At 75.4% G+C, this 22,240-nt stretch carries 19 protein-coding genes and 2 pseudogenes; 15 read left to right on the forward strand and 6 right to left on the reverse strand.

All coding sequences use genetic code 11. The annotated features are described in order from the left end of the window. Positions 1-226 precede the first annotated feature (226 nt). The 3 genes from ACP4IX_RS27955 to ACP4IX_RS27965 form a co-directional block, all read right to left on the reverse strand. On the reverse strand, positions 227-1,105 hold the full coding sequence (locus tag ACP4IX_RS27955; protein WP_426557224.1) for an endonuclease/exonuclease/phosphatase family protein: 879 nt from the start codon (positions 1,103-1,105) through the stop codon (positions 227-229). Positions 1,106-1,190: 85 nt separating this feature from the next. After that, complete coding sequence (locus ACP4IX_RS27960) at positions 1,191-1,631, reverse strand: SRPBCC family protein (RefSeq protein ID WP_426557225.1); 441 nt, start codon at positions 1,629-1,631, stop codon at positions 1,191-1,193. Positions 1,632-1,673: 42 nt separating this feature from the next. Beyond that, positions 1,674-2,459, reverse strand: a complete 786-nt coding sequence (locus ACP4IX_RS27965; protein WP_426557227.1) for a polysaccharide deacetylase family protein — start codon at positions 2,457-2,459, stop codon at positions 1,674-1,676. A gap of 128 nt (positions 2,460-2,587) precedes the next feature. On the opposite strand from ACP4IX_RS27965, the gene ACP4IX_RS27970 reads away from it, so the two are divergent. From ACP4IX_RS27970 to ACP4IX_RS28025, 12 genes are all read left to right on the forward strand, one after another. Then, complete coding sequence (locus ACP4IX_RS27970) at positions 2,588-3,580, forward strand: UDP-glucuronic acid decarboxylase family protein (RefSeq protein WP_426522796.1); 993 nt, start codon at positions 2,588-2,590, stop codon at positions 3,578-3,580. Positions 3,581-3,721: 141 nt separating this feature from the next. Beyond that, positions 3,722-5,356 carry a carbamoyltransferase family protein gene (locus tag ACP4IX_RS27975; RefSeq protein ID WP_426557229.1) on the forward strand — a complete coding sequence of 545 codons (1,635 nt, stop codon included), beginning with the start codon at positions 3,722-3,724 and terminating at the stop codon, positions 5,354-5,356. Beyond that, positions 5,353-6,387 (forward strand): glycosyltransferase, encoded by a 1,035-nt coding sequence (locus ACP4IX_RS27980; protein WP_426557231.1) that lies wholly within the window; start codon positions 5,353-5,355, stop codon positions 6,385-6,387. Before ACP4IX_RS27975 ends, ACP4IX_RS27980 begins: the two co-directional genes overlap by 4 nt. Then, positions 6,384-7,232, forward strand: a complete 849-nt coding sequence (locus ACP4IX_RS27985; protein ID WP_426557233.1) for a D-glycero-alpha-D-manno-heptose-1,7-bisphosphate 7-phosphatase — start codon at positions 6,384-6,386, stop codon at positions 7,230-7,232. Before ACP4IX_RS27980 ends, ACP4IX_RS27985 begins: the two co-directional genes overlap by 4 nt. Further along, complete coding sequence (locus ACP4IX_RS27990) at positions 7,229-8,218, forward strand: glycosyltransferase family 9 protein (protein WP_426557235.1); 990 nt, start codon at positions 7,229-7,231, stop codon at positions 8,216-8,218. The genes ACP4IX_RS27985 and ACP4IX_RS27990 overlap by 4 nt, the downstream gene beginning before the upstream one ends. Then, positions 8,215-9,168: a glycosyltransferase gene (locus ACP4IX_RS27995; RefSeq protein WP_426522800.1), complete on the forward strand. Its 954-nt coding sequence runs from the start codon at positions 8,215-8,217 to the stop codon at positions 9,166-9,168. Before ACP4IX_RS27990 ends, ACP4IX_RS27995 begins: the two co-directional genes overlap by 4 nt. Beyond that, positions 9,165-10,382, forward strand: a complete 1,218-nt coding sequence (locus ACP4IX_RS28000; protein WP_426522801.1) for a glycosyltransferase family 4 protein — start codon at positions 9,165-9,167, stop codon at positions 10,380-10,382. The genes ACP4IX_RS27995 and ACP4IX_RS28000 overlap by 4 nt, the downstream gene beginning before the upstream one ends. Then, a complete protein-coding gene (locus ACP4IX_RS28005) occupies positions 10,382-10,990 on the forward strand; it encodes a D-sedoheptulose-7-phosphate isomerase (protein WP_426522802.1) in 609 nt (202 codons plus the stop codon). Before ACP4IX_RS28000 ends, ACP4IX_RS28005 begins: the two co-directional genes overlap by 1 nt. 8 nt (positions 10,991-10,998) lie before the next feature. Next, positions 10,999-12,369, forward strand: a complete 1,371-nt coding sequence (rfaE2, locus tag ACP4IX_RS28010; RefSeq protein WP_426557237.1) for a D-glycero-beta-D-manno-heptose 1-phosphate adenylyltransferase — start codon at positions 10,999-11,001, stop codon at positions 12,367-12,369. After that, positions 12,366-13,547: a glycosyltransferase family 9 protein gene (locus ACP4IX_RS28015; RefSeq protein ID WP_426557239.1), complete on the forward strand. Its 1,182-nt coding sequence runs from the start codon at positions 12,366-12,368 to the stop codon at positions 13,545-13,547. Before rfaE2 ends, ACP4IX_RS28015 begins: the two co-directional genes overlap by 4 nt. Beyond that, positions 13,544-14,479 carry a glycosyltransferase family 2 protein gene (locus tag ACP4IX_RS28020; protein ID WP_426557240.1) on the forward strand — a complete coding sequence of 312 codons (936 nt, stop codon included), beginning with the start codon at positions 13,544-13,546 and terminating at the stop codon, positions 14,477-14,479. Before ACP4IX_RS28015 ends, ACP4IX_RS28020 begins: the two co-directional genes overlap by 4 nt. Then, complete coding sequence (locus ACP4IX_RS28025) at positions 14,476-15,372, forward strand: glycosyltransferase family 2 protein (protein ID WP_426557242.1); 897 nt, start codon at positions 14,476-14,478, stop codon at positions 15,370-15,372. The genes ACP4IX_RS28020 and ACP4IX_RS28025 overlap by 4 nt, the downstream gene beginning before the upstream one ends. A gap of 298 nt (positions 15,373-15,670) precedes the next feature. Here the strand turns inward: ACP4IX_RS28025 and ACP4IX_RS28030 are convergent, their stop codons facing one another. After that, positions 15,671-16,588 (reverse strand): polysaccharide pyruvyl transferase family protein, encoded by a 918-nt coding sequence (locus ACP4IX_RS28030; RefSeq protein WP_426557320.1) that lies wholly within the window; start codon positions 16,586-16,588, stop codon positions 15,671-15,673. A gap of 207 nt (positions 16,589-16,795) precedes the next feature. On the opposite strand from ACP4IX_RS28030, the pseudogene ACP4IX_RS28035 reads away from it, so the two are divergent. Next, positions 16,796-16,978 (forward strand): annotated as a pseudogene (locus tag ACP4IX_RS28035) (winged helix DNA-binding domain-containing protein); the annotation flags it as partial. On the opposite strand, the pseudogene ACP4IX_RS28040 reads toward ACP4IX_RS28035, so the two are convergent. Together ACP4IX_RS28040 and ACP4IX_RS28045 are read right to left on the reverse strand one after the other, a co-directional pair. Next, positions 16,968-17,779 (reverse strand): annotated as a pseudogene (locus ACP4IX_RS28040) (ATP-binding protein); the annotation flags it as partial. The pseudogenes ACP4IX_RS28035 and ACP4IX_RS28040 overlap by 11 nt on opposite strands. A 172-nt stretch (positions 17,780-17,951) precedes the next feature. Beyond that, on the reverse strand, positions 17,952-18,800 hold the full coding sequence (locus ACP4IX_RS28045; RefSeq protein WP_426557244.1) for a response regulator transcription factor: 849 nt from the start codon (positions 18,798-18,800) through the stop codon (positions 17,952-17,954). A gap of 124 nt (positions 18,801-18,924) precedes the next feature. On the opposite strand from ACP4IX_RS28045, the gene ACP4IX_RS28050 reads away from it, so the two are divergent. Next, positions 18,925-20,598, forward strand: a complete 1,674-nt coding sequence (locus tag ACP4IX_RS28050; RefSeq protein WP_426522807.1) for an AMP-binding protein — start codon at positions 18,925-18,927, stop codon at positions 20,596-20,598. Beyond that, complete coding sequence (locus ACP4IX_RS28055; RefSeq protein WP_426557246.1) at positions 20,595-22,202, forward strand: AMP-binding protein; 1,608 nt, start codon at positions 20,595-20,597, stop codon at positions 22,200-22,202. The genes ACP4IX_RS28050 and ACP4IX_RS28055 overlap by 4 nt, the downstream gene beginning before the upstream one ends. Positions 22,203-22,240: the final 38 nt, after the last annotated feature.

Below are 22,240 nucleotides of genomic sequence, written 5' to 3' on the forward strand. Positions count from 1 at the left end.
GTGGGGTGGGGGGGGGCCGGCGCCCCCCCCCCCGCCCCCCGCCCCCCCCCCCCCCCCCCGGCCCCCCCCCCCCCCCCCTCCCCCCCTCCCCCCCCCCCCCCCCCCCCCCCCCCCCCCCCCCCCCCCCCCCCCCCCCCCCCCCCCCCGGGGGGGGGGGCGGGGGGGGGCGGGGGGGCCCCCCCCCCCCCCGCGCCGCCCCCCCCCCTCCGGGATCCTCACCGGTCTTCTAGGACCGGCCGGTCCTCCTGAGCCGGGAGACGTCCGCGACCACCGGCCGGTGGTCCGATGCCACGGCCTCCTCCGGCACGGAGGCGCCGCGTACCCGCACCCCCTTCCCGACGGCCACGTAGTCGATCCGCTTCACGGGTGCCGCGGCCGGGTACGTGCCGCCGGTGCCCGTCCCCGCGTCGCGCACCTCCGCCCACAGCGGACGCAGTTCGGGTGCCGAAGGCTCGGCGTTGAAGTCACCGAGCAGCACCTGCCGTGCGCCCGGCAGTTCCGCCCGCTCCCGCGCCATGATCCGCCGCGTGTCGGCGACCTGCGCCACCCGCACCGCCGGGTCGGACCGGTAGTCGAGGTGTGTCACGAACACCTGCACCGGCACTCCGCGCACCTTGAGCGTCACCTCGCCGAACCCGGGCGCGGGTGCCGGCGCCGGATTCCGGTCCTGCGTGGACAGGCGCGTGATCTCGTGGTTCGTCGCGGAGCGGACCGGGAAGCGGGACAGCACCGCCACGCCGTACTCGCGCCGCGGGCCCCCGGCCTCCACCGGGTCGAGGCTGTAGATGGGGGCGAACGACACCCGCATGCCGAGCCGGCGACCCAACTCCTCGGCCGTGTCCAGCCCCTGGCTGCGTGCACCCCAGTGCACGTCGACCTCCTGGAGGCCGATCACATCCGCGTCCAGGGCGCGCAGTACGGCGGCCTGCCGGTCGAGGTCGAAGACACCGTCCGATCCGGTGCCGGCGTGGATGTTGTAGGTGGCGACGCGCAGCGGGACCGCGGTTCCCCCGCCTTGGTCGGCGGAGGCCGGTGTCGCCACTGCCAAGCTCAACAGGGCAGCGGTCACGGACAGTTGGACGACGGTGCGTGCTCTGGCAGACATGGCGGCACGGTACGCGGGAAACACCCGCCGCGAGGCTTGCGGCGCGACATCGTCCGCGACCCGTACCCCGTACGCCACCGGTGGTTCACGGACGCCGCAGCAACCGGTTGACCGTGCGGCCGAAGACGTACCGCCCCGCACCGCCCAGCGCGCCGTCGAAGGCGGACGGCAGGAGACGCACCCGCAGCTCCTCGCGCCACAGGACGCGGGTACGGCCGCCGGGGCCGGGACGGACCTCGATCTCGGCCCAGCCCCCGACCAGCCGGCCGCGCTTCTCCAGCCGGCACAGACCGGGGGCGCCGTCCCGCGGTGGCTGCCAGACGGTCACTTCCATCCGGTCGTCGAAGGCGAGCGGGCCGGCACCCGTGCGGGCCACGATCACCGTGCCCGGGCGGGTGGGCCCGGGGGTGGTGACGGTGACCCGGGTCAGCGGTACGGCGTCCCCGTGCCGCTGCCACGCCGTGAGCCGGCGCCAGGCCTCGTCCAGGGGGAGCGGGGCGGTGCGTTCGAGCGAGAAGATGGCCACGCAGCGATCGTAGGGAACCGGCCGCGTGACCGGGCGTAGGGCCTAGCGGTAGACCTTGCCCGGCTCGGCCTTCCCGGGGGCCAGCAGCTGGGGCACCGTCACGAAGACGTAGCCGCGCTTCTTGAGCGCGTCGATGATCCCGGGCACGGCGGGCACGGTGCCGTCGTAGAGGTCGTGCAGCAGGATGATGCCGTCCCGGGACGACTGCTTCAGGACGCGTTCGGTGATCAGGCCGGAGTCGTTCGTCGTGTAGTCCTTGGCGGTCACGCTCCACAGCACCTCCGCCAGCCCCAGTTCGCGGCAGATCTCGTGCACCGTGTCGTCCGTGCGGCCCTGCGGCGGGCGCATGAGGGTGGGGCGCCGCCCGGTCAGGCGTTCTATCTCCTTGTCGGTGCGCTCCAGTTCCTCGCGTATCTCGTCCGGTTCGGCGTCCGTGAGGATCTTGTGCGTCCAGGTGTGGTTGGCCAGCTCGTGGCCCTCGTCGGCCATGCGTCTGACCAGCTCGGGATACGTGTCGATGTGCCGTTTGCCGAGCAGGAAGAAGGTCGCCGGGACCTTCTTCTCCTTGAGTATGTCGAGCAGCCGGGCGGAGTGCTCGCTCGGTCCGGCGTCGAAGGTCAGCGCGATGCACTTGACGCGGCCGCAGTCGACGGCGCCGAGTCCGGCCCGTGCCTGGGTGCCCGCCGCGCCGCGGACGGAGCTGGGGGAGGCCGTCTCCAGCTTCGTACAACTGCTCAGTGCCAGTGTCAGTGAGGCGGCGGCCGCGAGTGTCGCGAGTGCACGCAACCTGGTCCCCGTTTTGGTCATCTTCCCGGTCAGCGAAGGCATGCGAGGACTATACATAGCGAGTATAGATGCAGTTTATAGAACCCTTACGAACGTAAGTTCGAGGTAGTGGGGGCGTTCACCGGGTTACTCAGCCGGCACCGCATGACGCCGAGAGTGAGGAGGACCCCGTGAGCGAGAGCCCCGTGGGCGGCAGCCCCTTGAGCGGACGCGTCTGGCGCCGGGCCCTGGTGACCGGCGGAGCCGGATTCGTGGGATCCCACCTGTGCGGCCGCCTGCTGGAGGACGGCGCCGACGTCGTGTGCCTGGACAACCTGGCCACCGGCTCCCGAGGCAACGTGGCCGAACTGGAGCGGCACCGCGGCTTCCGGTTCGTCCACGCCGACGCCACCGACCCGGCGGCCCTGCGCGGCCTGCCCGGCCGGTTCGACCTGGTCCTGCACTTCGCGTGCCCGGCCTCGCCCGCCGACTACCTCCGCCTGCCCCTGGAGACCCTCGACGTCGGCAGCACCGGTACCCGGAACGCCCTGGAGCGGGCCCGCGCCGACGGCGCCCGCTTCCTGCTCGCCTCCACCTCCGAGGTCTACGGCGATCCGCTGGAGCACCCGCAGCGCGAGACGTACTGGGGCAACGTCAACCCGATCGGCCCCCGCAGCGTCTACGACGAGTCCAAGCGCTTCGCCGAGGCCCTGGTCACCGCCCACCGCCAGGTGCACGGCACCGACGCCGCCATCGTCCGCATCTTCAACACCTACGGCCCCCGCATGCGCACCGGTGACGGCCGCGCCGTGCCCACCTTCATCGCGCAGGCCCTGGACGGCATGCCCCTCACCGTCGCCGGCGACGGCGGCCAGACCCGCTCCCTGTGCTACGTCGACGACACCGTCGACGGCGTCCTGGCCCTCGCCGCGTCCGGCGAGACCGGGCCGGTGAACATCGGCGGCGCCGACGAGATCACCATGCTGGAACTGGCCCGCCGCGTCGTCGAACTCACCGGCTCCGGCTCCCGGATCCGCTTCGTGGAGCGCCCCGTCGACGACCCCGCCCGGCGCAGGCCCGACACCACCCTGGCCCGGGAACGGCTCGGCTGGCAGCCGCGGGTCGGCTGGAGCGAGGGGCTGGAACGGACCATCGGCTGGTTCGCGCACTCCGTCGCGGCCTGACCCGCACCACGGGCACTCACGGACGGTGACATGTCCGGTCGTATCCGGAACCGAGTTGTCTCCAAGTGTTTGAGTCAGCCGCAGTGCGGCACCCGCGAGCCCAGAGAGACGCCAGTAGTCGCCCGGGACGGAGCACCCCCCATGCGCATCCTCGGTATCAACGCCCTGTTCCACGACCCGGCCGCGGCACTCGTCGTCGACGGCCGGACCGTCGCGGCCGCCGAGGAAGAGCGCTTCAGCCGCCGCAAGCACGGCAAGCGCCCGGTGCCCTTCTCCGCGTGGGAGGTACCGGAGCTGTCGGCACGGTGGTGTCTGGAGCACGCCGGGGTGCGGCCGGAGGAACTGGACGCCGTCGCGTACTCCTTCGACCCGGGGCTCGCCCGGCCCGCCCGTGACATGGGCCTGGACGACCCCTGGGACCCGCTGCGGCTGGAGTACGCCCGCCGCGCCCCCGAGTTCCTCGCCGAGGCGCTGCCCGGGCTCGACCCCGACCAGGTCGTCTTCGTCCCGCACCACGTGGCGCACGCCGCCTCCGCCGGACCGGCCTCACCGCACCCCGACAACGACGTCCTCGTCCTCGACGGGCGCGGCGAGTCCGCCTCCCACCTGGCCGGCCGCTACCGCGACGGCAAGCTCGACACCCTCGCCACCCAGGCGCTCCCGCACTCACTCGGCCTGGTCTACGAGGAACTGACCGAGCACCTCGGCTTCCTGCGCAGCAGCGACGAGTACAAGGTGATGGCCCTCGCCTCCTACGGGAAACCCCGGTTCGTGGACCGGCTGCGCGAGCACGTCCACGCCACCGGCGACGGCGGCTTCCGCGCCCACGGCGTCGACTGGGCGGCCCTCGCCCCGGCCCGCGCGAAGGGCGAGGACTGGACGAAGGACCACGCCGACCTCGCCGCGAGCACCCAGGCCGTACTGGAGGAACTCCTCCTCGAACTCGTCCACTGGCTGCACCGCGAGGCCCAGGGAGAGGCGCTGACCATGGCGGGCGGCGTCGCGCTGAACTGCGTCGCGAACTCGAAGATCGCCGCCCGCGGCCCGTACCGGCACGTGTGGGTGCAGCCCGCCGCCGGCGACGCGGGCACGGCGCTCGGCGGCGCCCTCCACCTGGCCGCGCAGGACGCCGTCCCCGAGCCCGTGCCCGGCGCCGACCTCGGCCGGGGCTGGAGCGACGAGGAGATCCGCGCCTGGCTGGAGACGGCAGCGATCCCCTACGAGGAGCCGGACGACATCGCCGAGACGGTCGCCGAGGAACTCGCCCGGGACGGGATCGTCGCCTGGTTCCAGGGCCGCAGCGAGTTCGGGCCGCGCGCCCTCGGACACCGCTCCCTGATGGCCCACCCGGGCCGTGCGGAGAACCTGGAACGCCTCAACCACGTCAAGGGGCGCGAGGAGTTCCGGCCGGTCGCGCCGATGGTGCTGGCCGACCGCGCCGCCGACATCTTCACCGGCCCGATCCCGAGCCCGTACATGCTCTTCGTGCACGACGTCGCCGCCGCCTGGCGCGACCGCATCCCCGCCGTCGTCCACGTCGACGGCACCGCCCGCATCCAGACCGTCGAGGAACGCCGCGAGCCGCTCGTCGCCCGCATGCTGACCGCCTTCGAACGGCGCACCGGGCTGCCGGTCGTGGTCAACACCAGCCTCAACACCGCCGGACGGCCCATGGTCGACGACCCGCGCGACGCGCTGGAGTGCTTCGGCTCCGCACCCGTGGACCTGCTGGCCATCGGGCCGTTCGCGGTGCGCCGGGGGAAGGCGTTCGCATGACCGGCACACCCGAGACCGGCGGCCCCGGGACGGGCTACGCCGTGGTCGTCCCCACCCTCGTGCGCGACACGCTGGCCGACTGCCTGGCCGCGCTGGCCGCCGCGACCGGACCCGGCCCCGACGAGATCGTCCTCGTCGACGACCGGCCCGACCTCGACGCGGACCCCGGCGCGCTGGAACACCCGCTGAGCGTCCTCGGCGACCTGCGCGAGCGCACGGTGGTGCTGCGCAGCGGGGGCCGGGGACCCGCCGCCGCCCGCAACACCGGCCTCCGCGCGGTCACCTCGCCCTGGACCGCCTTCCTCGACGACGACGTCCAGGTCGGTCCGCACTGGTGCGACCAACTGGTCCAGGACCTCGCCGAGGCGGCACCCGACACCGGGGCCGTGCAGGGCGTCATCGCCGTCCCGCTGCCCGGCGAGCGCCGCCCCACCGACTGGGAGCGCGGCACCGCCGGACTCGCGCGGGCCCAGTGGATCACCGCCGACATGGCCTACCGCACCGACGTGCTCAAGGAGGTCGACGGCTTCGACGAACGCTTCACCCGCGCCTTCCGCGAGGACGCCGACCTCGCGCTGCGCGTCCTCGACGCGGGCTGGCGCATCCGGCGGGGCCGCCGCACCACCCGCCACCCCGTACGCGACGCCTCCCGCTGGGTGTCCCTGAAACAGCAGCGCGGCAACGCCGACGACGCCCTGATGCGGCGGCTGCACGGCCCCGACTGGTGGGCCAAGGCGGTCGCGCCCAAGGGCCGGATCCGGCGCCACGCGGTGATCACCGCCGCCGGCGTGGCCGCCCTCGCCCTCACCGCCGCCGGCCGCCCCCGCACCGCCGCACTCGCCGGACTCGGCTGGGCCGCGGGCACCGCCGAGTTCGCCTGGGCCCGCATCGCCCCGGGACCGCGCACCCGCCACGAGGTCACGACCATGCTGGTCACCAGCGTGCTCATCCCGCCCGCCGCGACCTGGCACCGGCTGAGCGGACTGTGGCGGCACCGTGCCGCCCCCGCCTGGCGGGAGGTGGCCGCATGAGCCCCGTCAAGGCCGTGCTCTTCGACCGTGACGGCACCCTCGTCCACGACGTCCCCTACAACGGCGACCCCGAGCGGGTCCGGCCCGTCGAGGGCGCCCGGGAGGCGGTCGCCCTGCTGCGCGCCCACGGCATCCGCGTCGGCGTCGTCACCAACCAGTCCGGCGTCGCCCGCGGCCTCGTCACCGACACCGACGTCCGCCGCGTCAACCGGCGGATCGACGACCTCGTCGGCCCGTTCGACGTCTGGGCGATCTGCCCGCACGCCCCCGACGACGGCTGCCACTGCCGCAAGCCGCGGCCCGGCCTGGTCCTCTGGGCGGCCGGACGCCTCTGCACCACCCCCGCCGACTGCGTCGTCATCGGCGACATCGGCGCCGACACGGAGGCCGCCGCACGCGCGGGCGCCCACGGCATCCTCGTCCCCAACGCGCGGACCCGCCCGGAGGAGAAGGCCACCGCGGCCCACGTCGCCCCGGACCTCCTGACCGCCGTACGGGCGGTACTCGCCGGCCCTCCCCAGGGCCGGGTCCTCGTCGACGAACGACCCGTCGAGGCGGCGTCCGGGACGGGCGGCGACGGAGCACGGCAGGAGGAGGCGCCCGCCACGGGTGTGGGGAATGCCGCGACGGCCGCCGCCGAGGGCACCGCTTCCCGGTCCCGGCCCGGGGCGGCCGGGGCCGGCGCCGTGGTGGGGCCCGGCGGGAGGCCGCGCGGGGGCGCGGACGGTGCCGCGTCGGCCGTCGGCACCGACGGGACGGCCCCCGCCTCGGCGCCGGCCCCCGCCCCCAGGCCCGGGGCGGCCCGGACCGAGGCCACCGTGGAGACCCGCGGGAGGCCGCGATGAAGGCGCTCGTCACCCGGCTCGACAGCTTCGGCGACGTGCTGCTCGCCGGCCCCGCCGTCCGCGCGGTGGCCGCCCGGGCCGACCACGTCACGCTGCTGTGCGGCTCGCGCGGGGCGCCCGCCGCACGCCTGCTGCCCGGCGTGGACGAGGTGATGGTGTGGGACGCGCCGTGGGGCGGGTTCCAGCCGCCCGACGTCAGCCGGGCGGACATCGACGCGCTCGTGGACCGGATCGACGCCGACACCGCGCTGATCCTCACCTCCTTCCACCAGTCGCCGCTGCCCACCGCCCTCGTCCTGCGCCTCGCCGGCGTCCGGCACATCGCCGCGGACAGCGTCGACTACCCCGGCTCCCTCCTCGACCTGCGCCACCGGCGCGCCCCGCACGCCCACGAGGCCGAGGCCGCGCTGGACCTCGCCGAGGCGGCCGGTTTCCCCCGGCCCGACGACGGACGGCTGCGGGTGCGCACGCCACCCCGCACCGACGCGCTGACCGGCCCCGGCCCCTACGTCGTGCTCCACCCCGGCGCCAGCGTCCCCGCCCGCGCCTGGAGCCGCGGGCGCGCCGCCGAGGCCGTGCGCGAACTCGCCGCCGCCGGGCACCGCGTGCTGGTCACCGGCGGCCCCGACGAACGCGACCTCACCGCGTACGTCGCGGGCGGGTACGGCACCGACCTCGGCGGCCGCACCGAGGCCCCGGAACTCGCCGGCGTCCTCGCGGGCGCCGCCGTCGTCGTCACCGGCAACACCGCGCCCGCCCACCTCGCCGCCGCCGTCGGCACCCCCGTCGTGTCCCTGTTCGCACCCGTCGTACCGGCCGAGCGCTGGCGGCCGTACGGCGTCCCGTACGTCCTGCTCGGCGACCAGGACGCGCCCTGCGCCGACAGCCGGGCCCGGGACTGCCCCGTCCCCGGCCACCCCTGCCTGAACACCGTCACGGCCACCGACGTGGCCGCCGCCGTCGAGAAACTCCTGGGGGAGGCATGAGGATCCTCATCTGGCACGTGCACGGGTCGTGGACCACGGCCTTCGTGCAGGGCCCGCACACCTACCTCGTCCCCGTCACCCCGGACCGCGGACCCGACGGCCTGGGCCGCGCCCGCACCTGGGACTGGCCCGACTCCGTCGTCGAGGTACCGCCTCGGCGGCTGCGGGACGAACACATCGACCTCGTGATCATCCAGCGCCCGCACGAACTCGCCCTGGTCGACGAGTGGCTCGGCCGCCGCCCGCCGCTGGTGTACCTGGAGCACAACGCCCCCGACGGTGACGTGCCCGACACCCGCCACCCCGCCGCCGGCCTCCCCGACATCACCGCCCTCGTCCACGTCACCCACTTCAACCGGCTGATGTGGGACGCGGGCCCGGCCGAGACGACCGTCATCGAACACGGCATCATCGACCCCGGCCACCGCTGGACCGGCGAGCTGGACCGTGCCGCCGTCGTCGTCAACGAGCCGGTCCGGCGCGGGCGCACGACCGGCACCGACCTGCTCCCCGCGTTCTCCCGCGCCGCCCCGCTCGACGTGTTCGGCATGCGCACCGAAGGCCTCGCCGAGCACATCGGCGTCGACCCCGAACGCTGCCGCACCCAGGACGTCGCCCAGAGCGACCTGCACACCGAACTGGCCCGCCGCCGCGTCTACGTCCACCCCGTCCGCTGGACCTCCCTCGGCCTGTCCCTCCTGGAGGCCATGCACCTGGGCATGCCCGTGGTCGCCCTCGCCACCACCGAGGTGACCGAGGCCGTGCCCCCGGGCGCCGGGGTGGTCTCCAACCGCATCGACGTACTGACCGACGCCGTACGCGACTTCCTCGCCGACCCGCTGCACGCGCGGACCGTCGGCGACGGGGCCCGTGCGGCGGCCCTGTCCCGCTACGGGCTGTCCCGCTTCCTGGACGACTGGGAGCGGCTGCTGAAGGAGGTGACCCGATGAGGATCGCCATGGTGTCCGAGCACGCGAGCCCCCTCGCCGCGCTCGGCGGCGTCGACGCCGGTGGACAGAACGTCTACGTGGCCCGCCTCACCGAGGAGTTGGCCAAGCGCGGCCACGACGTCACGGTCTACACCCGCCGGGACGCCACCGGTCTGCCCGACCGGGTGCCGCTGCCCGGCGGCGCGGTCGTCGAGCACGTGCCGGCCGGACCACCCGTGTCCGTGCCCAAGGACGAACTCTTCCCGCACATGCCCGCCTTCGGCGCCCACCTGGCCCGCGCCTGGGCGCGGGAGACACCGGACGTGGTGCACGCCCACTTCTGGATGTCCGGCATGGCCTCCCGGATCGGCGTACGGCCGCACGGCATCCCCCTCGTGCAGACCTTCCACGCCCTGGGCACCGTCAAGCGGCGCCACCAGGGCATGCGGGACACCAGCCCGTACGAGCGCATCGGCATCGAACGGCAGCTCGGCCGCGCCTGCGAAAGGGTCCTGGCCACCTGCACGGACGAGGTCGTCGAACTCGGCGACATGGGCGTACCGCCCCGGCAGGTGTCCGTCGTCCCCTGCGGCGTGGACGCCGAGCACTTCCACCCCACCGCCGACACCGGCCGCACCCCCGCCCGCACGGAGCGGCACCGGCTGCTCGCCTGCGGCCGGCTCGTGCCCCGCAAGGGCTACGACCAGGCCGTCCGCGCCCTGGCCCGGATCCCCGACGCCGAACTCCTCGTCGCGGGCGGCCCGCCGGCCGGCGGACTCGACGCCGACCCGGAGGCACAGCGCCTGACCGCACTCGCCCGCCGCACCGGCGTCGCCGACCGGGTCCGGCTGCTCGGCGCCATCGACCCCGAGGACATGCCCGCCCTGCTCCGCAGCGCCGACCTGGTGCTGTGCACGCCGGTCTACGAACCCTTCGGCATCGTGCCGCTGGAGGCGATGGCGTGCGGCGTGCCGGTCCTCGCCACCGACGTCGGCGGTCACCGCGACTCCGTGGCCGACGGGACCACCGGCCGACTGGTCCCCCCGCAGGATCCCGACGCCATCGCGGACGCCGCCGGTGAACTCCTCGCCGACGAACGGCTGCGCCGCCAGTACGGCAGGAACGGCCGCGACCGCGTCCTGCGGCACTACACCTGGGCGCGGGTCGCCGACGGCGCGGAACAGGTCTACCGCCTGACCCTCGCCGACCACGCACTGTCGAAGGAGGTGGCGTGATGACCGTGCACCCGCCCGTCGTCGGGCACTGCGACGAACTCCAGGAGGCGCTGGGGGCGTTCCGCGCCTCCGCGCACATCACCGAACGCTGGGGCTCGCGGCTCGCCGCCGTCCTCTCCGGCGGCGGCCGGCTGCTGGCCGCCGGCAACGGCGGCAGCGCCGCCCAGGCACAGCACCTGACCGCCGAACTCGTCGGCCGCTACCGCGACGACCGCCCGCCGTTCTCCGCGATCGCCCTGCACGCCGACACGTCCTCCACGACCGCCATCGCCAACGACTACGGCGTCGACGAGGTCTTCGCCCGCCAGGTGCGCGCCCACGGCCGCGCGGGCGACGTCCTGATGCTGCTGTCCACCAGCGGCGCCAGCGCCAACCTGCTCTCCGCGGCCGACGCCGCCCGCGGGGCAGGGGTCCGGGTGTGGGCGCTCACCGGTTGCGAGCCCAACCCGCTCATGGCGGGCAGCGACGAGTCGCTGTGCGTTCAGGCCCCCTCGGCGGCCACCGTGCAGGAGATCCACCTGGTCGCCGTGCACATGATCTGCGCGGCCTTCGACGCCGCCCTGGAACGGGGCGCGCGGGGGGCCCGCGGCAAGGGAACGCGGAGGTGACGGGACCCATGGCTGACAGGACCCCCCTGGTCGTGGTCGGCGACGCCCTGCTGGACCGCGACCTGACCGGCTCCGCCGACCGGCTGGCGCCCGACGCGCCCGTTCCGGTCGTGTCGGAGTGCGCCGAGCGCGTACGTCCGGGCGGCGCCGCGCTCGCCGCGTATCTCGCCGCCCGCGACGGCCGCGACGTCACGCTGATCACGGGCGCGGGCGACGACCCGGCGAGCCTGGCCCTGCGCGAACTCCTCGACCCCTGGCTGACCCTGATCCCGCTCCCCCTGACCGGCACCCTGCCCGAGAAGACCCGCGTCCTGGCGCAGGACCGCCCCGTCGTCCGCCTCGACCGCGGCGGCGGCCGGGCCCGCGCGGCCACGGACGAGGCCCGCGCCGCGCTGCGCTCCGCCCGGGCCGTCCTGGTCTCCGACTACGGCCGCGGCACCGCGGACGCCCTGCGGGACGTGCTGGCCGCACGCCCGCCGCTGGTCTGGGACCCGCACCCGCGCGGAGGCCCGCCGGTTCCCGGCACCCGGCTGGTGACACCGGCCGAGAAGGAGGCGCACGGCTTCGCGCCCCGGAACGGGCACTCCCCAGGGGGCCTGCGCGCCGCCGCACTCGACGCCGCCGCCCTCGTACGGGACTGGCGGGTGGCCGCCGTGACGGTGACCCTCGGCTCCCGCGGCGCCCTCCTCTCCTACGGCGAACACCCCCTGCTCGTCCCCGCACCCGCAGCCCACCACGGCGACTCCTGCGGCGCGGGCGACCGGTTCGCGGCCACCGCCGCCGGGCTGCTCGCCGACGGGGCGCTGGTGGGGGAGGCCGTCGAGGGCGCCGTGGCCGCCGCGACGGCGTTCGTCGCGGCGGGCGGTGCGGGCGCCCTGCCCCCCGCGGAGTCCGGCCCGCCGTCCTCCTCGCCGCCCGACACCGACGATCCGCACTCCCTGGCCGCCCGCGTCCGCGCCCAGCACGGCACGGTGGTCGCCGCGGGCGGCTGCTTCGACCTGCTGCACGCCGGCCACGTCGGCCTCCTCCAGGCCGCCCGGCGGCTCGGCGACTGCCTGGTCGTCTGCGTCAACTCCGACGCCTCCGTCCGGCGGCGCAAGGGCGACGGCCGCCCCGTCAACCCCCTCGCCGACCGCGTCCGCGTCCTGCGCGCCCTCGCCTGCGTCGACACCGTCGCCGTCTTCGACGAGGACACCCCCGAACGCCTCCTCGGCGACCTGCGCCCCGACGTCTGGGTCAAGGGCGGCGACTACGCGGGCGCGGACCTCCCCGAGGCCGACCTCCTCCAGGAGTGGGGCGGCCAGGCCGTCCTCCTGCCCTACCTGGACGGCCGCTCCTCCACGGCCCTGATGGCCCGCGCCGCCGAGGGGGTGCGATGACGCGCCGCACCCCGGCCACCGAGCGCGGCCGCGCCCCGACCCCCCCGTCCGCCGCCCGCCCGCCGGCGAACGGCACCGCACCCCCCGCGTCGGCCGGCGGCCCCGTGACCGGCGATCCCGTGCACCCGCCGTCCGCCGCGATGGCGCACCCGCCCGGCACCGGTGCGGCGTACGCCGCCTCGGACGCGGGACGGCACGGGGGCGGTGGGCGGGCGCGTCCCCGGCTGCTCGTTCTGCGTGCCCTCGGGCTCGGCGACCTGCTGGCCGGGGTGCCCGCGCTGCGCGCGCTGCGCCGCGCCTACCCGGGGCACGAGCTGGTGCTGGCGGCCCCCGCCGAGCTGGCGCCCGTCGTCGCGGCCACCGGTGCCGTGGACCGGCTGCTGCCCGCCGCCGAGCCCGGCCGTGCCGTCCCGCGCACCCTCGACTGGACCGGGCCGCCCCCCGACGTCGCCGTCGACCTGCACGGCAACGGACCGCCCAGCCACCGCCTGCTGATGGGCCTGCGCCCGCTGAGGCTGCTGGCGTTCGCGCACCCCGAGACCCCGGAGGCCGACGGCCCGCCCTGGTACGCCGACGAGCACGAGCGCGACCGGTGGTGCCGGCTGCTGCGGGCGTACGGCATCGACGCCGACCCGGCCGACCTGCGGCTGCCGCGTCCGGACGCACCGTCGTGCGCCCCCGGCGCCGTCGTCCTGCACCCCGGCGCCGGCGCCCCGTCCCGCTGCTGGCCCGTGGACCGGTACGCGGCCGTCGCCGAGGCGCTGCGCGCGCGGGGACGCCGGGTCGTCGTAACGGGGGGAGCGGACGAGGCCGACCTGGTGGCCCGGCTGGCCAAGCTCGCCCACCTGCCCGACACGGACGTGTTCGGCGGCGGCCTGCCCCACGACCGGCTCTCCGCCCTGGTGGCCGAAGCACGCGCCGTCGTCAGCGGCGACACCGGCATCGCCCACCTCGCCGTCGCCCACGCCACGCCGTCCGTCACCCTGTTCGGCCCGGTCCCGCCCAGCCGCTGGGGCCCGCCGGACCATCCCCGGCACCGCGCCCTGTGGCGCCCCGGCCCGGACGGCGACCACGGCGACCCGCACGGCCACGAGCCCGACCCCGCGCTGCTGCGGATCACCACCGACGACGTCCTGGCAGCCCTCGACGCACTGGACGCCCTGGAAGAGGCACCATGAACCACGCCACGAACCGCGGCCCGTCGACCACCCGCGAACGCTCCCACGCCGACCCCGCCAAACCCGCCCCCGTCGGCGTCGTCATCGCCACCCGCAACCGCTCGGCGAGCCTCGCCGTCACGGTGCGGAACCTGCTCGCCCTGCCCGAGCGTCCCGAGGTCCTCGTCGTCGACAACGCCTCCACCGACGACACCCGCGCCATGCTGGCCCGCGACTTCCCCCAGGTCCGTCTGCTCGCCCTGCCGTTCAACCGGGGCGCCCTCGCCCGCACCCACGGCGTCCGCTCCCTCGACACCCCGTACGTGGCGTTCAGCGACGACGACTCCTGGTGGGCACCCGGCGCCCTCACCACCGCCGCCCGGCACTTCGACGAACACCCCCGGCTCGGCCTGCTCTCCGCCCGCACCCTCGTCGGCCCCGCCGACGCCGCGGACCCCCTCAACGACCTGCTCGCCGCCTCCCCCCTGGGCCCGGCCACCGACCTGCCCGGCACCCAGGTCCTCGGCTACCTCGGCTGCGCCGCCGTCGCCCGCCGCACGTCCTACCTCGACGCCGGCGGCTACCACCCGCTGCTCTTCTTCGGCGCCGAGGAGACCCTCCTCGCCTACGACCTCGCCGCCCGCGGCTGGGGCGTCACGCACTGCCCCGACGTGGTCGCCCACCACCACCCGGCCCCCGGCCCCCGTACCGACCGCCCGGCCGTCGTACGCCGCAACGAACTCCTCACCGCCTGGCTGCGCCGCCCCCTCCCGTACGCCCTCGCCCGCACCCGCGCCCTCGCCGCCGACGCCCGCCACGACCCGCACGCCCGGCGCGCCCTGCGCGAGACGCTCACCCGCCTGCCCGCCGCGCTGCGCGCCCGCAGGCCCCTGCCCCCGCACGTGGAGCGCGCCGCCCGCCTCCTGGACACGGCGAGCGGAGCGACCTCATGAGCGACACCCGGACCACCGTCGTCGTCATCACCCACAACCGGTGCCCCGAACTCCTGCGCACCCTGGACCGCCTCGCCGAACTCCCCGAGAAACCCGCGGTGATCGTCACCGACAACGCCTCCACCGACGGCACGGCCTCCGCCGTCGCCCGCCACCACCCCGACGTACGGCTGCTGCGCCCCGGCCGCAACCTCGGCGCCGTCGGCCGCAACCTGGCGGTCCGCCAGGTCCGCACGCCCTACGTCGCCTTCTGCGACGACGACTCCTGGTGGGCACCGGGCTCCCTGGCCGGGGCCGCCGACCTGCTCGACCGCTACCCGGCCGTCGGCTCGGTGACCGCCCGCATCCTCGTCGAACCCGACGGCACCGAGGACCCGATCGTCGAGGAACTGCGCGACTCGCCCGTGCCCCGCCCCGACTGGCTCCCGGGTCCGGCCCTCGGCTCCTTCCTGGCCGCCGCGACCGTACTGCGCACCGACGCCTTCCGGGCCGCGGGCGGCTTCCACCCCCGGCTGTGGCTGGGCGGCGAGGAAGAGCTGCTCGCCGCCGACTTGGCGGCGAACGGCTGGTGGCTGACGTACGCCGACAACCTGACGATCCATCACCATCCGTCGGCGGTCCGGGACGCGACGTTGCGCCGGGCGCACGGCATCCGCAACACCCTGTGGTTCACCTGGCTGCGCCGCCCGGCCGGCCCGGCCCTGCGCCGCACCCTCCACCTGGCCCGCACGGTCCCGCGCGACACCGCGTCCCTGCGCGCCTTCGCCGAGGCGACGGCCGCCCTGCCGTGGGTGCTGCGCGAACGCCGGGTGCTGCCGCCGGACGTCGAGGCCCGCCTGCGCTCACTGGAACCCGCCCAGCGCGACTCGACCGCCCGCAGCTACACGGGCTGACACCCCCGCCCACCACCGCACCGGCCGACTCCGCGCCGAGGGGACGCGGGGTCGGCCCTTGTGGCGGTGGTTCGAGGCGGGCTCCGCCGCTCCGCTCCGCCAGGCTCCTCGGTCCCGACCACCCCCACACCCTCACCAGCCGTGACAACCTCGCAGCAGCCCAGGCCGCGCTGACGACGGGTACGAGACGAAGGAGCTGGTGGCGCGCGTCCTGAAGCCCGCGCCGACCGGTCCGCTCCCGACCGTCCATTCCGGACCGGTCCGCTCCCGCCCGGGCCGGCACCATGGTGGCGGGCCCCTACCGGCCGGCCGGCCGCGCTTCCAGCGCCGCCACCAGCGCGTCCGCGGCGTCCGGGAGCGGCCGGGCCGACCGGAACCCGGCGCCGATCCGCCCGGCCTCCTCCCGCCCGTCGGTCAGGCACCAGTCCCACCACCGGTCCAGCACGCCCTCCTCCAGCCGTCCGGCGGCCACCAGCGCCGGCCACCCGCAGGCGCGCGCCTGCGCCGTCACCTTCGCGCCGCCCGCGACCGGGTCCACCGCCAGCGCGGGCGTCCCCGCCCGCAGCGCCAGGACCAGTCCGTGCAGCCGGTCGGTGACGACCAGGTCCAGCCGGGCCAGTACGGCCTCCAGCTGGGCCGGCGTGCCGCACAGCCGCCAGTCGTGTGCGTCGAGCCGCGTCTCCAGCTCCAGCCGGGCGCAGTCCTTGCCCGCCAGCCAGCGCGTCAGCCCCGCGGCGACCTCCTCGTGCCGCCGCTGCCCCCCGTACTCCTGCTGCCCGTGGGTGAGGACCACCCCGACGACCGGCCGGGCGGGCAGCGCGGGCGCGCGGGCCGCGAGGTCCAGGGTCGGCGCCGCGCCGGCGGCGTCCCGGGCCAGCACCTGGTGGAAGCCGGTGACGGCCGGGGACCTCGGATCGACGACGGAGACGCCGACGGCGATCCGCACGCAGTGCGCGAACCGCCGGTGCACCTCCTCGACCTGCGGACCGTGTGCCGGGCCGCACACGAAGACCAGCCGGGAGTACGCCGCCGGGTCCACGTCCGCGAAGTGCGGCCCGTCCGCCCGGAACCCGGGGCTCCACACGACGTCGTGGGCGAGCCCCGCGCTCCGGAGTACCTCCTCCACCCGCCGCAGCGCCAGCACGTCCCCGGCGGTCGCCTCCCCGTGCAGGAAGCTGAACCAGCCGGTCACCAGGATCCTGTCTCGTCCGTGCACAGTGCGCACGGGTGCCCCGGCGCCGTCACCGCAATCACCGGCGGCTGCCGGGACGGGCGTCCGCCGAACGAGCGATGGCCGCGTCCTCCGTATCCGAGAAGGCGCCCCGCTGAAGGGGGTGCGGACAAGGACCGCTGACCGCTGACAAGGCTCGCTGACAAGGTCCGCGGACAGAACGTGTCCGCAATCCTCGCTACCGTGCGCAGCATGACGACCAAGGCACCGACGACGGCCCCCGTCCTTGGCACCCGCGCCCTGAACCGTGCCACCCTGGCCCGGCAGTTGCTGCTGCGCCGCGCGTCGATGACCGCCGAGGCCGCCGTCGCGCACCTCGTCGGACTCCAGGCCCAGAACGTGAAGCCCCCGTACTACGCGCTCGCCGCCCGACTCGCTCGCGGGCGACGTCCCGGACGAGGTCGGGCTCACCCGCGGTGATGGCGTCCTCGGCGGCCGTCAGCCGGCGCTCGTCCGCTCCCGGTGTGCCGTCCGCCGGGGTGTGCCGGGCGGCGAGCAGCCCCAGCGACGCGGCCACCGACGGCGCCCCGCGGTCCCGGGCCAGCGCGGCGGCCTCGCCCAGCCGGGCCGCCGCCTCCGGGTCGGCGCCGGTGGTCGCCAGGGCCAGGTGCCGGGCGCGCTCGATGGGGTCGCAGGCCGCCGTGGACAGCGCGGCGTGCGCGGCCCGCCGCTCCGGCGCCGGGGCCTCGGCGTACAGCGCGGCCGAGATCAGCGGGTGCGCGAACCGTACGGCCGGGCCCGCCGGGTCGGTCGCCAGCAGCCCCAGCGCCGCCGCCTGTGCCGTCTCCGCCTCGGCGTTCTCCCGGCCGGCGGCGTGCAGCAGCGCCGGGGGTGGGACGGGCCCCGGCGCTCGCGACCAGGAGCGTGCGGCGAGCCTCGTCCTCCGGGCAGCGCGTCCGACACCTCGTCCAGGACCAGACCCAGAAGGTCGGCGAGAGCCAGGAACGGGAGATGGGATTCGGACTCGGTGGCCGAACAGCGCAACACGGTGTGTGCCGTACGGGCGTATTCCGCGGCCAGGCTCCGCAGTACGGTCGACTTTCCGATTCCGGCGGGCCCGTGCGGCAGCACACTGCCGCCCCGGGAGAGCTGCTCACGCGCCGCGCCGAACGACTCCTCCCGCCCGATGACCAGGTCGGAACGGCATCCGGCAGACCCCGCGAAGTCCCTTCGCACGGCGACCGCCCTCTCCGTATGTCGTGTCCCGGCCAATATCAGGCAACGGCCGTCGCACCACGGGGAGACGAGGAGGTGAGTCACGGGGAGACGAGGAGGTGAGACGAATGACAACCGGCGGCCACGAACACGGACATCCCCGAAACCGCGCCGCCGTCCGACCCGGGGACGGCTACGGCAGCCAGCCCGCCCGGCGTGCCGCGACGACCGCCTCCCCGCGGGTGCGCGCACCGAGCTTGCGCATGGCCGAACGCAGGTAGCTCTTGACGGTTTCCGGCCGTACGCCGAGCCGCTCCGCGGCCGACGCGTTCGTCGCCCCCTCGGCGACGCAGGCCAGCACGTCCACCTCGCGGGGAGCCGGCCGGACCCCCCGCGCCGCTCCGTCGCCCGCGGCCAGCAGCCCGCACGCACGCAGCAACTCCTCCCGCAGCGCCGGGTCCGGGATCCGGGGCGCCAGTGCCCGCAGCGCCGCGTGTGCCTCCCGTACCTGCTCCCAGGCCGCGGAACCCGCCGGATCGCACGCCGGACCGCACGCCGGCCGCGGCCGGGCCGCCGCCAGCAGTTCGCCCGCCTCGTCCCGCAGCACGAGCGCCTGCTCCACGTCCCGTGCGGCTTCCACCGCCACGCTCAGCGTGCGGTCGCCCAGCGGCTGGGCCGTGCGCAGGGCGCCGTACAGCACGCCGCGCACCCGGCGCCGTACGACCACCGGCACTGCCAGCACCGATCGCAGGCCCTCGGCGGCGACCGGGAGGTCGTACTCGTGGCTGATCCGCCGGGAGACGGAGTAGTCCGTCACGGCGCACGGCCGCGACAGCTCCACCGCCTTGCCGCCCAGGCCGTTGCCCGAGGTCACCGCGAGAGAGCTCAGCGCGGTCGTGGCGGTGCCGCTGAGCTCGCTGATGCGCACCCGCCGCCGGCCGGTCTCCACCAGTCCGCCGAAGGCGACCGGCAGCCCGGTCGTGCGCCGCAGCCGCGTCAGCGCACCACGGATCTCCACCGTGCCGGCAGCGTCCATCACCACTCGTTCCGCCCTCCCTCGCGCCCGTCCCGGGACGCACACCCCCGTTCGGGGGTAGTGAGACCTGCATCACGGATTACACGATGGCAGGAAGCCGCCCGGCAAGGTCCGGCGCAGAGGAGGACACATGACGACGGCCACGGAGCTGTTCCGCAGCGCACGCGACTTCCTGCTGGAACACCGTGACGACTACACCGCCGCCCACGAGGGGTTCCGGTGGCCCCGGCCCGAACACTTCAACTGGGCCCTGGACTGGTTCGACGCCATCGCCGACGGCAACACGCGCACCGCGCTGCACATCGTCGAGGAGGACGGCACCGAGGTCCGGGTCTCCTTCGCCGAGATGTCCGCCCGCTCGAACCGGGTCGCCAACCGGCTGCGCGAGTGGGGCGTCGGCCCCGGGGACCGCATCCTCGTCATGCTCGGCAACCAGGCCGAACTGTGGGAGACCGCGCTCGCGGCGATGAAGCTGCGCGCCGTCGTCATCCCGGCCACCCCCCTGCTCGGCCCCGCCGACCTGCGCGACCGTGTCGACCGCGGACGGGTACGCCATGTCGTCGTGCGTGCCGAGGACACCGCCAAGTTCACCGACGTACCCGGCGACTACACCCGCATCGCGGCCGGCGGTACGGCCGAGCCCGGCTGGCAGCCGTACGAGGACGTGCACACGGCCTCCGACACCTTCACCCCCGACGGCCCGACCGCCGCCGGCGACCCGCTGATGCTGTACTTCACCTCGGGCACCACCGCCCGCCCCAAGCTGGTCGAGCACACCCACGTCTCCTACCCCGTGGGGCACCTGGCCACCATGTACTGGATCGGTCTGAAGCCCGGCGACGTCCACCTGAACATCTCCTCGCCCGGCTGGGCCAAGCACGCCTGGTCGAACCTGTTCGCGCCGTGGAACGCCGAGGCGACCGTCTTCCTGTACAACTACACCCGGTTCGACGCGGCCCGCCTGATGGCCGAGATGGACCGGGCCCGGGTGACCACCTTCTGCGCCCCGCCGACCGTGTGGCGCATGCTCATCCAGGCCGACCTGACCCAGCTCGCCGCCCCGCCGCGCGAGGTCGTCGCGGCCGGTGAGCCGCTCAACCCCGAGGTGATCGAGCAGGTCCGCCGCGTGTGGGGCGTGACCATCCGGGACGGCTTCGGCCAGACCGAGACCGCCGTCCAGGTCTCCAACAGCCCCGGCCAGGTCCTGAAGACCGGCTCCATGGGCCGCCCCAGCCCCGGCTACCGCGTCGAACTCCTCGACCCGGTCACCGGCGCGCCCGGCGCCACCGAGGGCGAGATCGCCCTGGACCTGTCGGAGCGCCCCGTCGGCCTGATGACCGGCTACCACGGCGACCCCGACCGCACGGCGGAGGCGATGGCCGGCGGCTACTACCGCACCGGCGACATCGGCGCCCGCGACGCCGACGGCTACCTCACCTACGTGGGGCGGGCCGACGACGTCTTCAAGGCCAGCGACTACAAGATCAGCCCCTTCGAGCTGGAGAGCGCCCTGCTGGAGCACGAGGCGGTCGCCGAGGCGGCGGTCGTACCGGCCCCGGACGAGCTGCGCCTCGCCGTGCCGAAGGCGTACGTCGTGCTGGCGGCCGGCTGGGAGCCGGGCCCGGACACCGCGAAGGTCCTCTTCGAGCACTCCCGCGACACCCTCGCCCCCTACAAGCGCGTCCGCCGCCTGGAGTTCGGCGACCTGCCCAAGACCGTCTCCGGCAAGATCCGCCGCATCGCACTGCGCGAGGCCACGGCGGCCGGTTCCGCGAACGAGTACCGCGAGGAGGACTTCCGGTGACCGCGCCCTCCTACGCCCACGGCACGAGCACGACCCCCCTCCTCGGCGACACCATCGGCGCCGACCTCGACCGCGCGATCACCGCCCACCCCGGCCGCGAGGCCCTGGTCGACGTGGTGTCCGGACGGCGCTGGACGTACGCCGAGTTCGGCGCGGACGTCGACGAGGTGGCGCGCGGACTGCTGGCGAAGGGCGTCGCCAAGGGCGACCGGGTCGGCATCTGGGCGGTCAACTGCCCCGAGTGGGTCCTGGTCCAGTACGCCACCGCCCGCATCGGCGCCGTCCTGGTGAACGTCAACCCGGCTTACCGCGCTCACGAGTTGGAGTACGTCCTCAAGCAGTCCGGCATCAGCGTGCTGATCGCCTCCCTCGCCCACAAGAGCAGCGACTACCGGGCGATCGTGGACCAGGTCCGCGGCCGGTGCCCAGCGCTGCGCGAGACCGTCTACATCGGCGACCCGTCCTGGGACGCCCTGACGGCGGGCGCTGCCTCCGTACCGCCGGAGCGGCTGGCCTCGGCGGCGGCCGAGCTGAGCTGCGACGACCCGGTCAACATCCAGTACACCTCCGGCACCACCGGCTTCCCCAAGGGCGCCACCCTCTCCCACCACAACATCCTCAACAACGGCTACTGGGTGGGCCGTACGGTCGGCTACACGGAGCAGGACCGGGTGTGTCTGCCCGTGCCCTTCCACCACTGCTTCGGCATGGTCATGGGCAATCTGGGAGCCACCTCCCACGCCGCGTGCATCGTCATCCCCGGCCCGTCCTTCGAGCCGGCCGCCACGCTGGAGGCGGTGCAGCGGGAGCGGTGCACGTCCCTGTACGGCGTCCCCACCATGTTCATCGCGGAGCTGGACCACCCCGACTTCGCCTCCTACGACCTCACCTCCCTGCGCACCGGCATCATGGCGGGCTCGCCCTGTCCGGTGGAGGTCATGAAGCGGGTGGTCGCCGAAATGCACATGGCGGAGGTCTCCATCTGCTACGGCATGACCGAGACCTCCCCGGTCTCCCTCCAGACCCGGAGGGACGACGACCTCGAACACCGCACCGGCACCGTCGGCCGCGTCCTGCCCCACATCGAGGTGAAGGTCGTCGACCCGGTGACCGGCGTGACCGTGCCGCGGGGCGAGGCCGGTGAACTGCGCACCCGCGGGTACAGCGTGATGCTCGGCTACTGGGACGAGCCGGAGAAGACCGCCGAGGCGATCGACGAGGGCCGCTGGATGCACACCGGGGACCTCGCGGTGATGCGCGAGGACGGGTACGTGGAGATCGTCGGACGCATCAAGGACATGATCATCCGGGGCGGCGAGAACGTCTACCCGCGCGAGGTCGAGGAGTTCCTCCACGCCCACCCGAAGATCGCGGACGTGCAGGTCGTCGGCGTCCCGCACGAGCGCTACGGCGAGGAGGTCCTCGCCTGCGTCATCCCGCGCGACGCGGCCGACCCGCTCACCCTGGAGGAACTGCGCGCCTACTGCGACGGGCGGTTGGCCCACTACAAGGTGCCCAGCCGCCTCCAGGTCCTCGACTCCTTCCCGATGACCGTCTCGGGGAAGGTGCGCAAGGTGGAGTTGCGGCAGCGGTACGGAGTGTGAGGCGGGAGGTCCCGGTTCGCCCGCCGATCTCCGTGATC

Origin of the sequence: Streptomyces sp. WG5, assembly GCF_049974565.1 — a bacterium.
Lineage (GTDB): Bacteria > Actinomycetota > Actinomycetes > Streptomycetales > Streptomycetaceae > Streptomyces.

What these genes read in the sequence shown, in the direction of transcription:
- ACP4IX_RS27955 (WP_426557224.1), bottom strand. Translation starts at nt 1,105, where the DNA reads ATGTCTGCCAGAGCACGCACCGTCGTCCAACTGTCCGTGACCGCTGCC.
- ACP4IX_RS27965 (WP_426557227.1), bottom strand. Translation starts at nt 2,459, where the DNA reads ATGCCTTCGCTGACCGGGAAGATGACCAAAACGGGGACCAGGTTGCGT.
- ACP4IX_RS27975 (WP_426557229.1), top strand. Translation starts at nt 3,722, where the DNA reads ATGCGCATCCTCGGTATCAACGCCCTGTTCCACGACCCGGCCGCGGCA.
- ACP4IX_RS27980 (WP_426557231.1), top strand. Translation starts at nt 5,353, where the DNA reads ATGACCGGCACACCCGAGACCGGCGGCCCCGGGACGGGCTACGCCGTG.
- ACP4IX_RS27985 (WP_426557233.1), top strand. Translation starts at nt 6,384, where the DNA reads ATGAGCCCCGTCAAGGCCGTGCTCTTCGACCGTGACGGCACCCTCGTC.
- ACP4IX_RS27990 (WP_426557235.1), top strand. Translation starts at nt 7,229, where the DNA reads ATGAAGGCGCTCGTCACCCGGCTCGACAGCTTCGGCGACGTGCTGCTC.
- ACP4IX_RS27995 (WP_426522800.1), top strand. Translation starts at nt 8,215, where the DNA reads ATGAGGATCCTCATCTGGCACGTGCACGGGTCGTGGACCACGGCCTTC.
- ACP4IX_RS28000 (WP_426522801.1), top strand. Translation starts at nt 9,165, where the DNA reads ATGAGGATCGCCATGGTGTCCGAGCACGCGAGCCCCCTCGCCGCGCTC.
- ACP4IX_RS28005 (WP_426522802.1), top strand. Translation starts at nt 10,382, where the DNA reads ATGACCGTGCACCCGCCCGTCGTCGGGCACTGCGACGAACTCCAGGAG.
- rfaE2 (WP_426557237.1), top strand. Translation starts at nt 10,999, where the DNA reads ATGGCTGACAGGACCCCCCTGGTCGTGGTCGGCGACGCCCTGCTGGAC.
- ACP4IX_RS28015 (WP_426557239.1), top strand. Translation starts at nt 12,366, where the DNA reads ATGACGCGCCGCACCCCGGCCACCGAGCGCGGCCGCGCCCCGACCCCC.
- ACP4IX_RS28020 (WP_426557240.1), top strand. Translation starts at nt 13,544, where the DNA reads ATGAACCACGCCACGAACCGCGGCCCGTCGACCACCCGCGAACGCTCC.
- ACP4IX_RS28025 (WP_426557242.1), top strand. Translation starts at nt 14,476, where the DNA reads ATGAGCGACACCCGGACCACCGTCGTCGTCATCACCCACAACCGGTGC.
- ACP4IX_RS28050 (WP_426522807.1), top strand. Translation starts at nt 18,925, where the DNA reads ATGACGACGGCCACGGAGCTGTTCCGCAGCGCACGCGACTTCCTGCTG.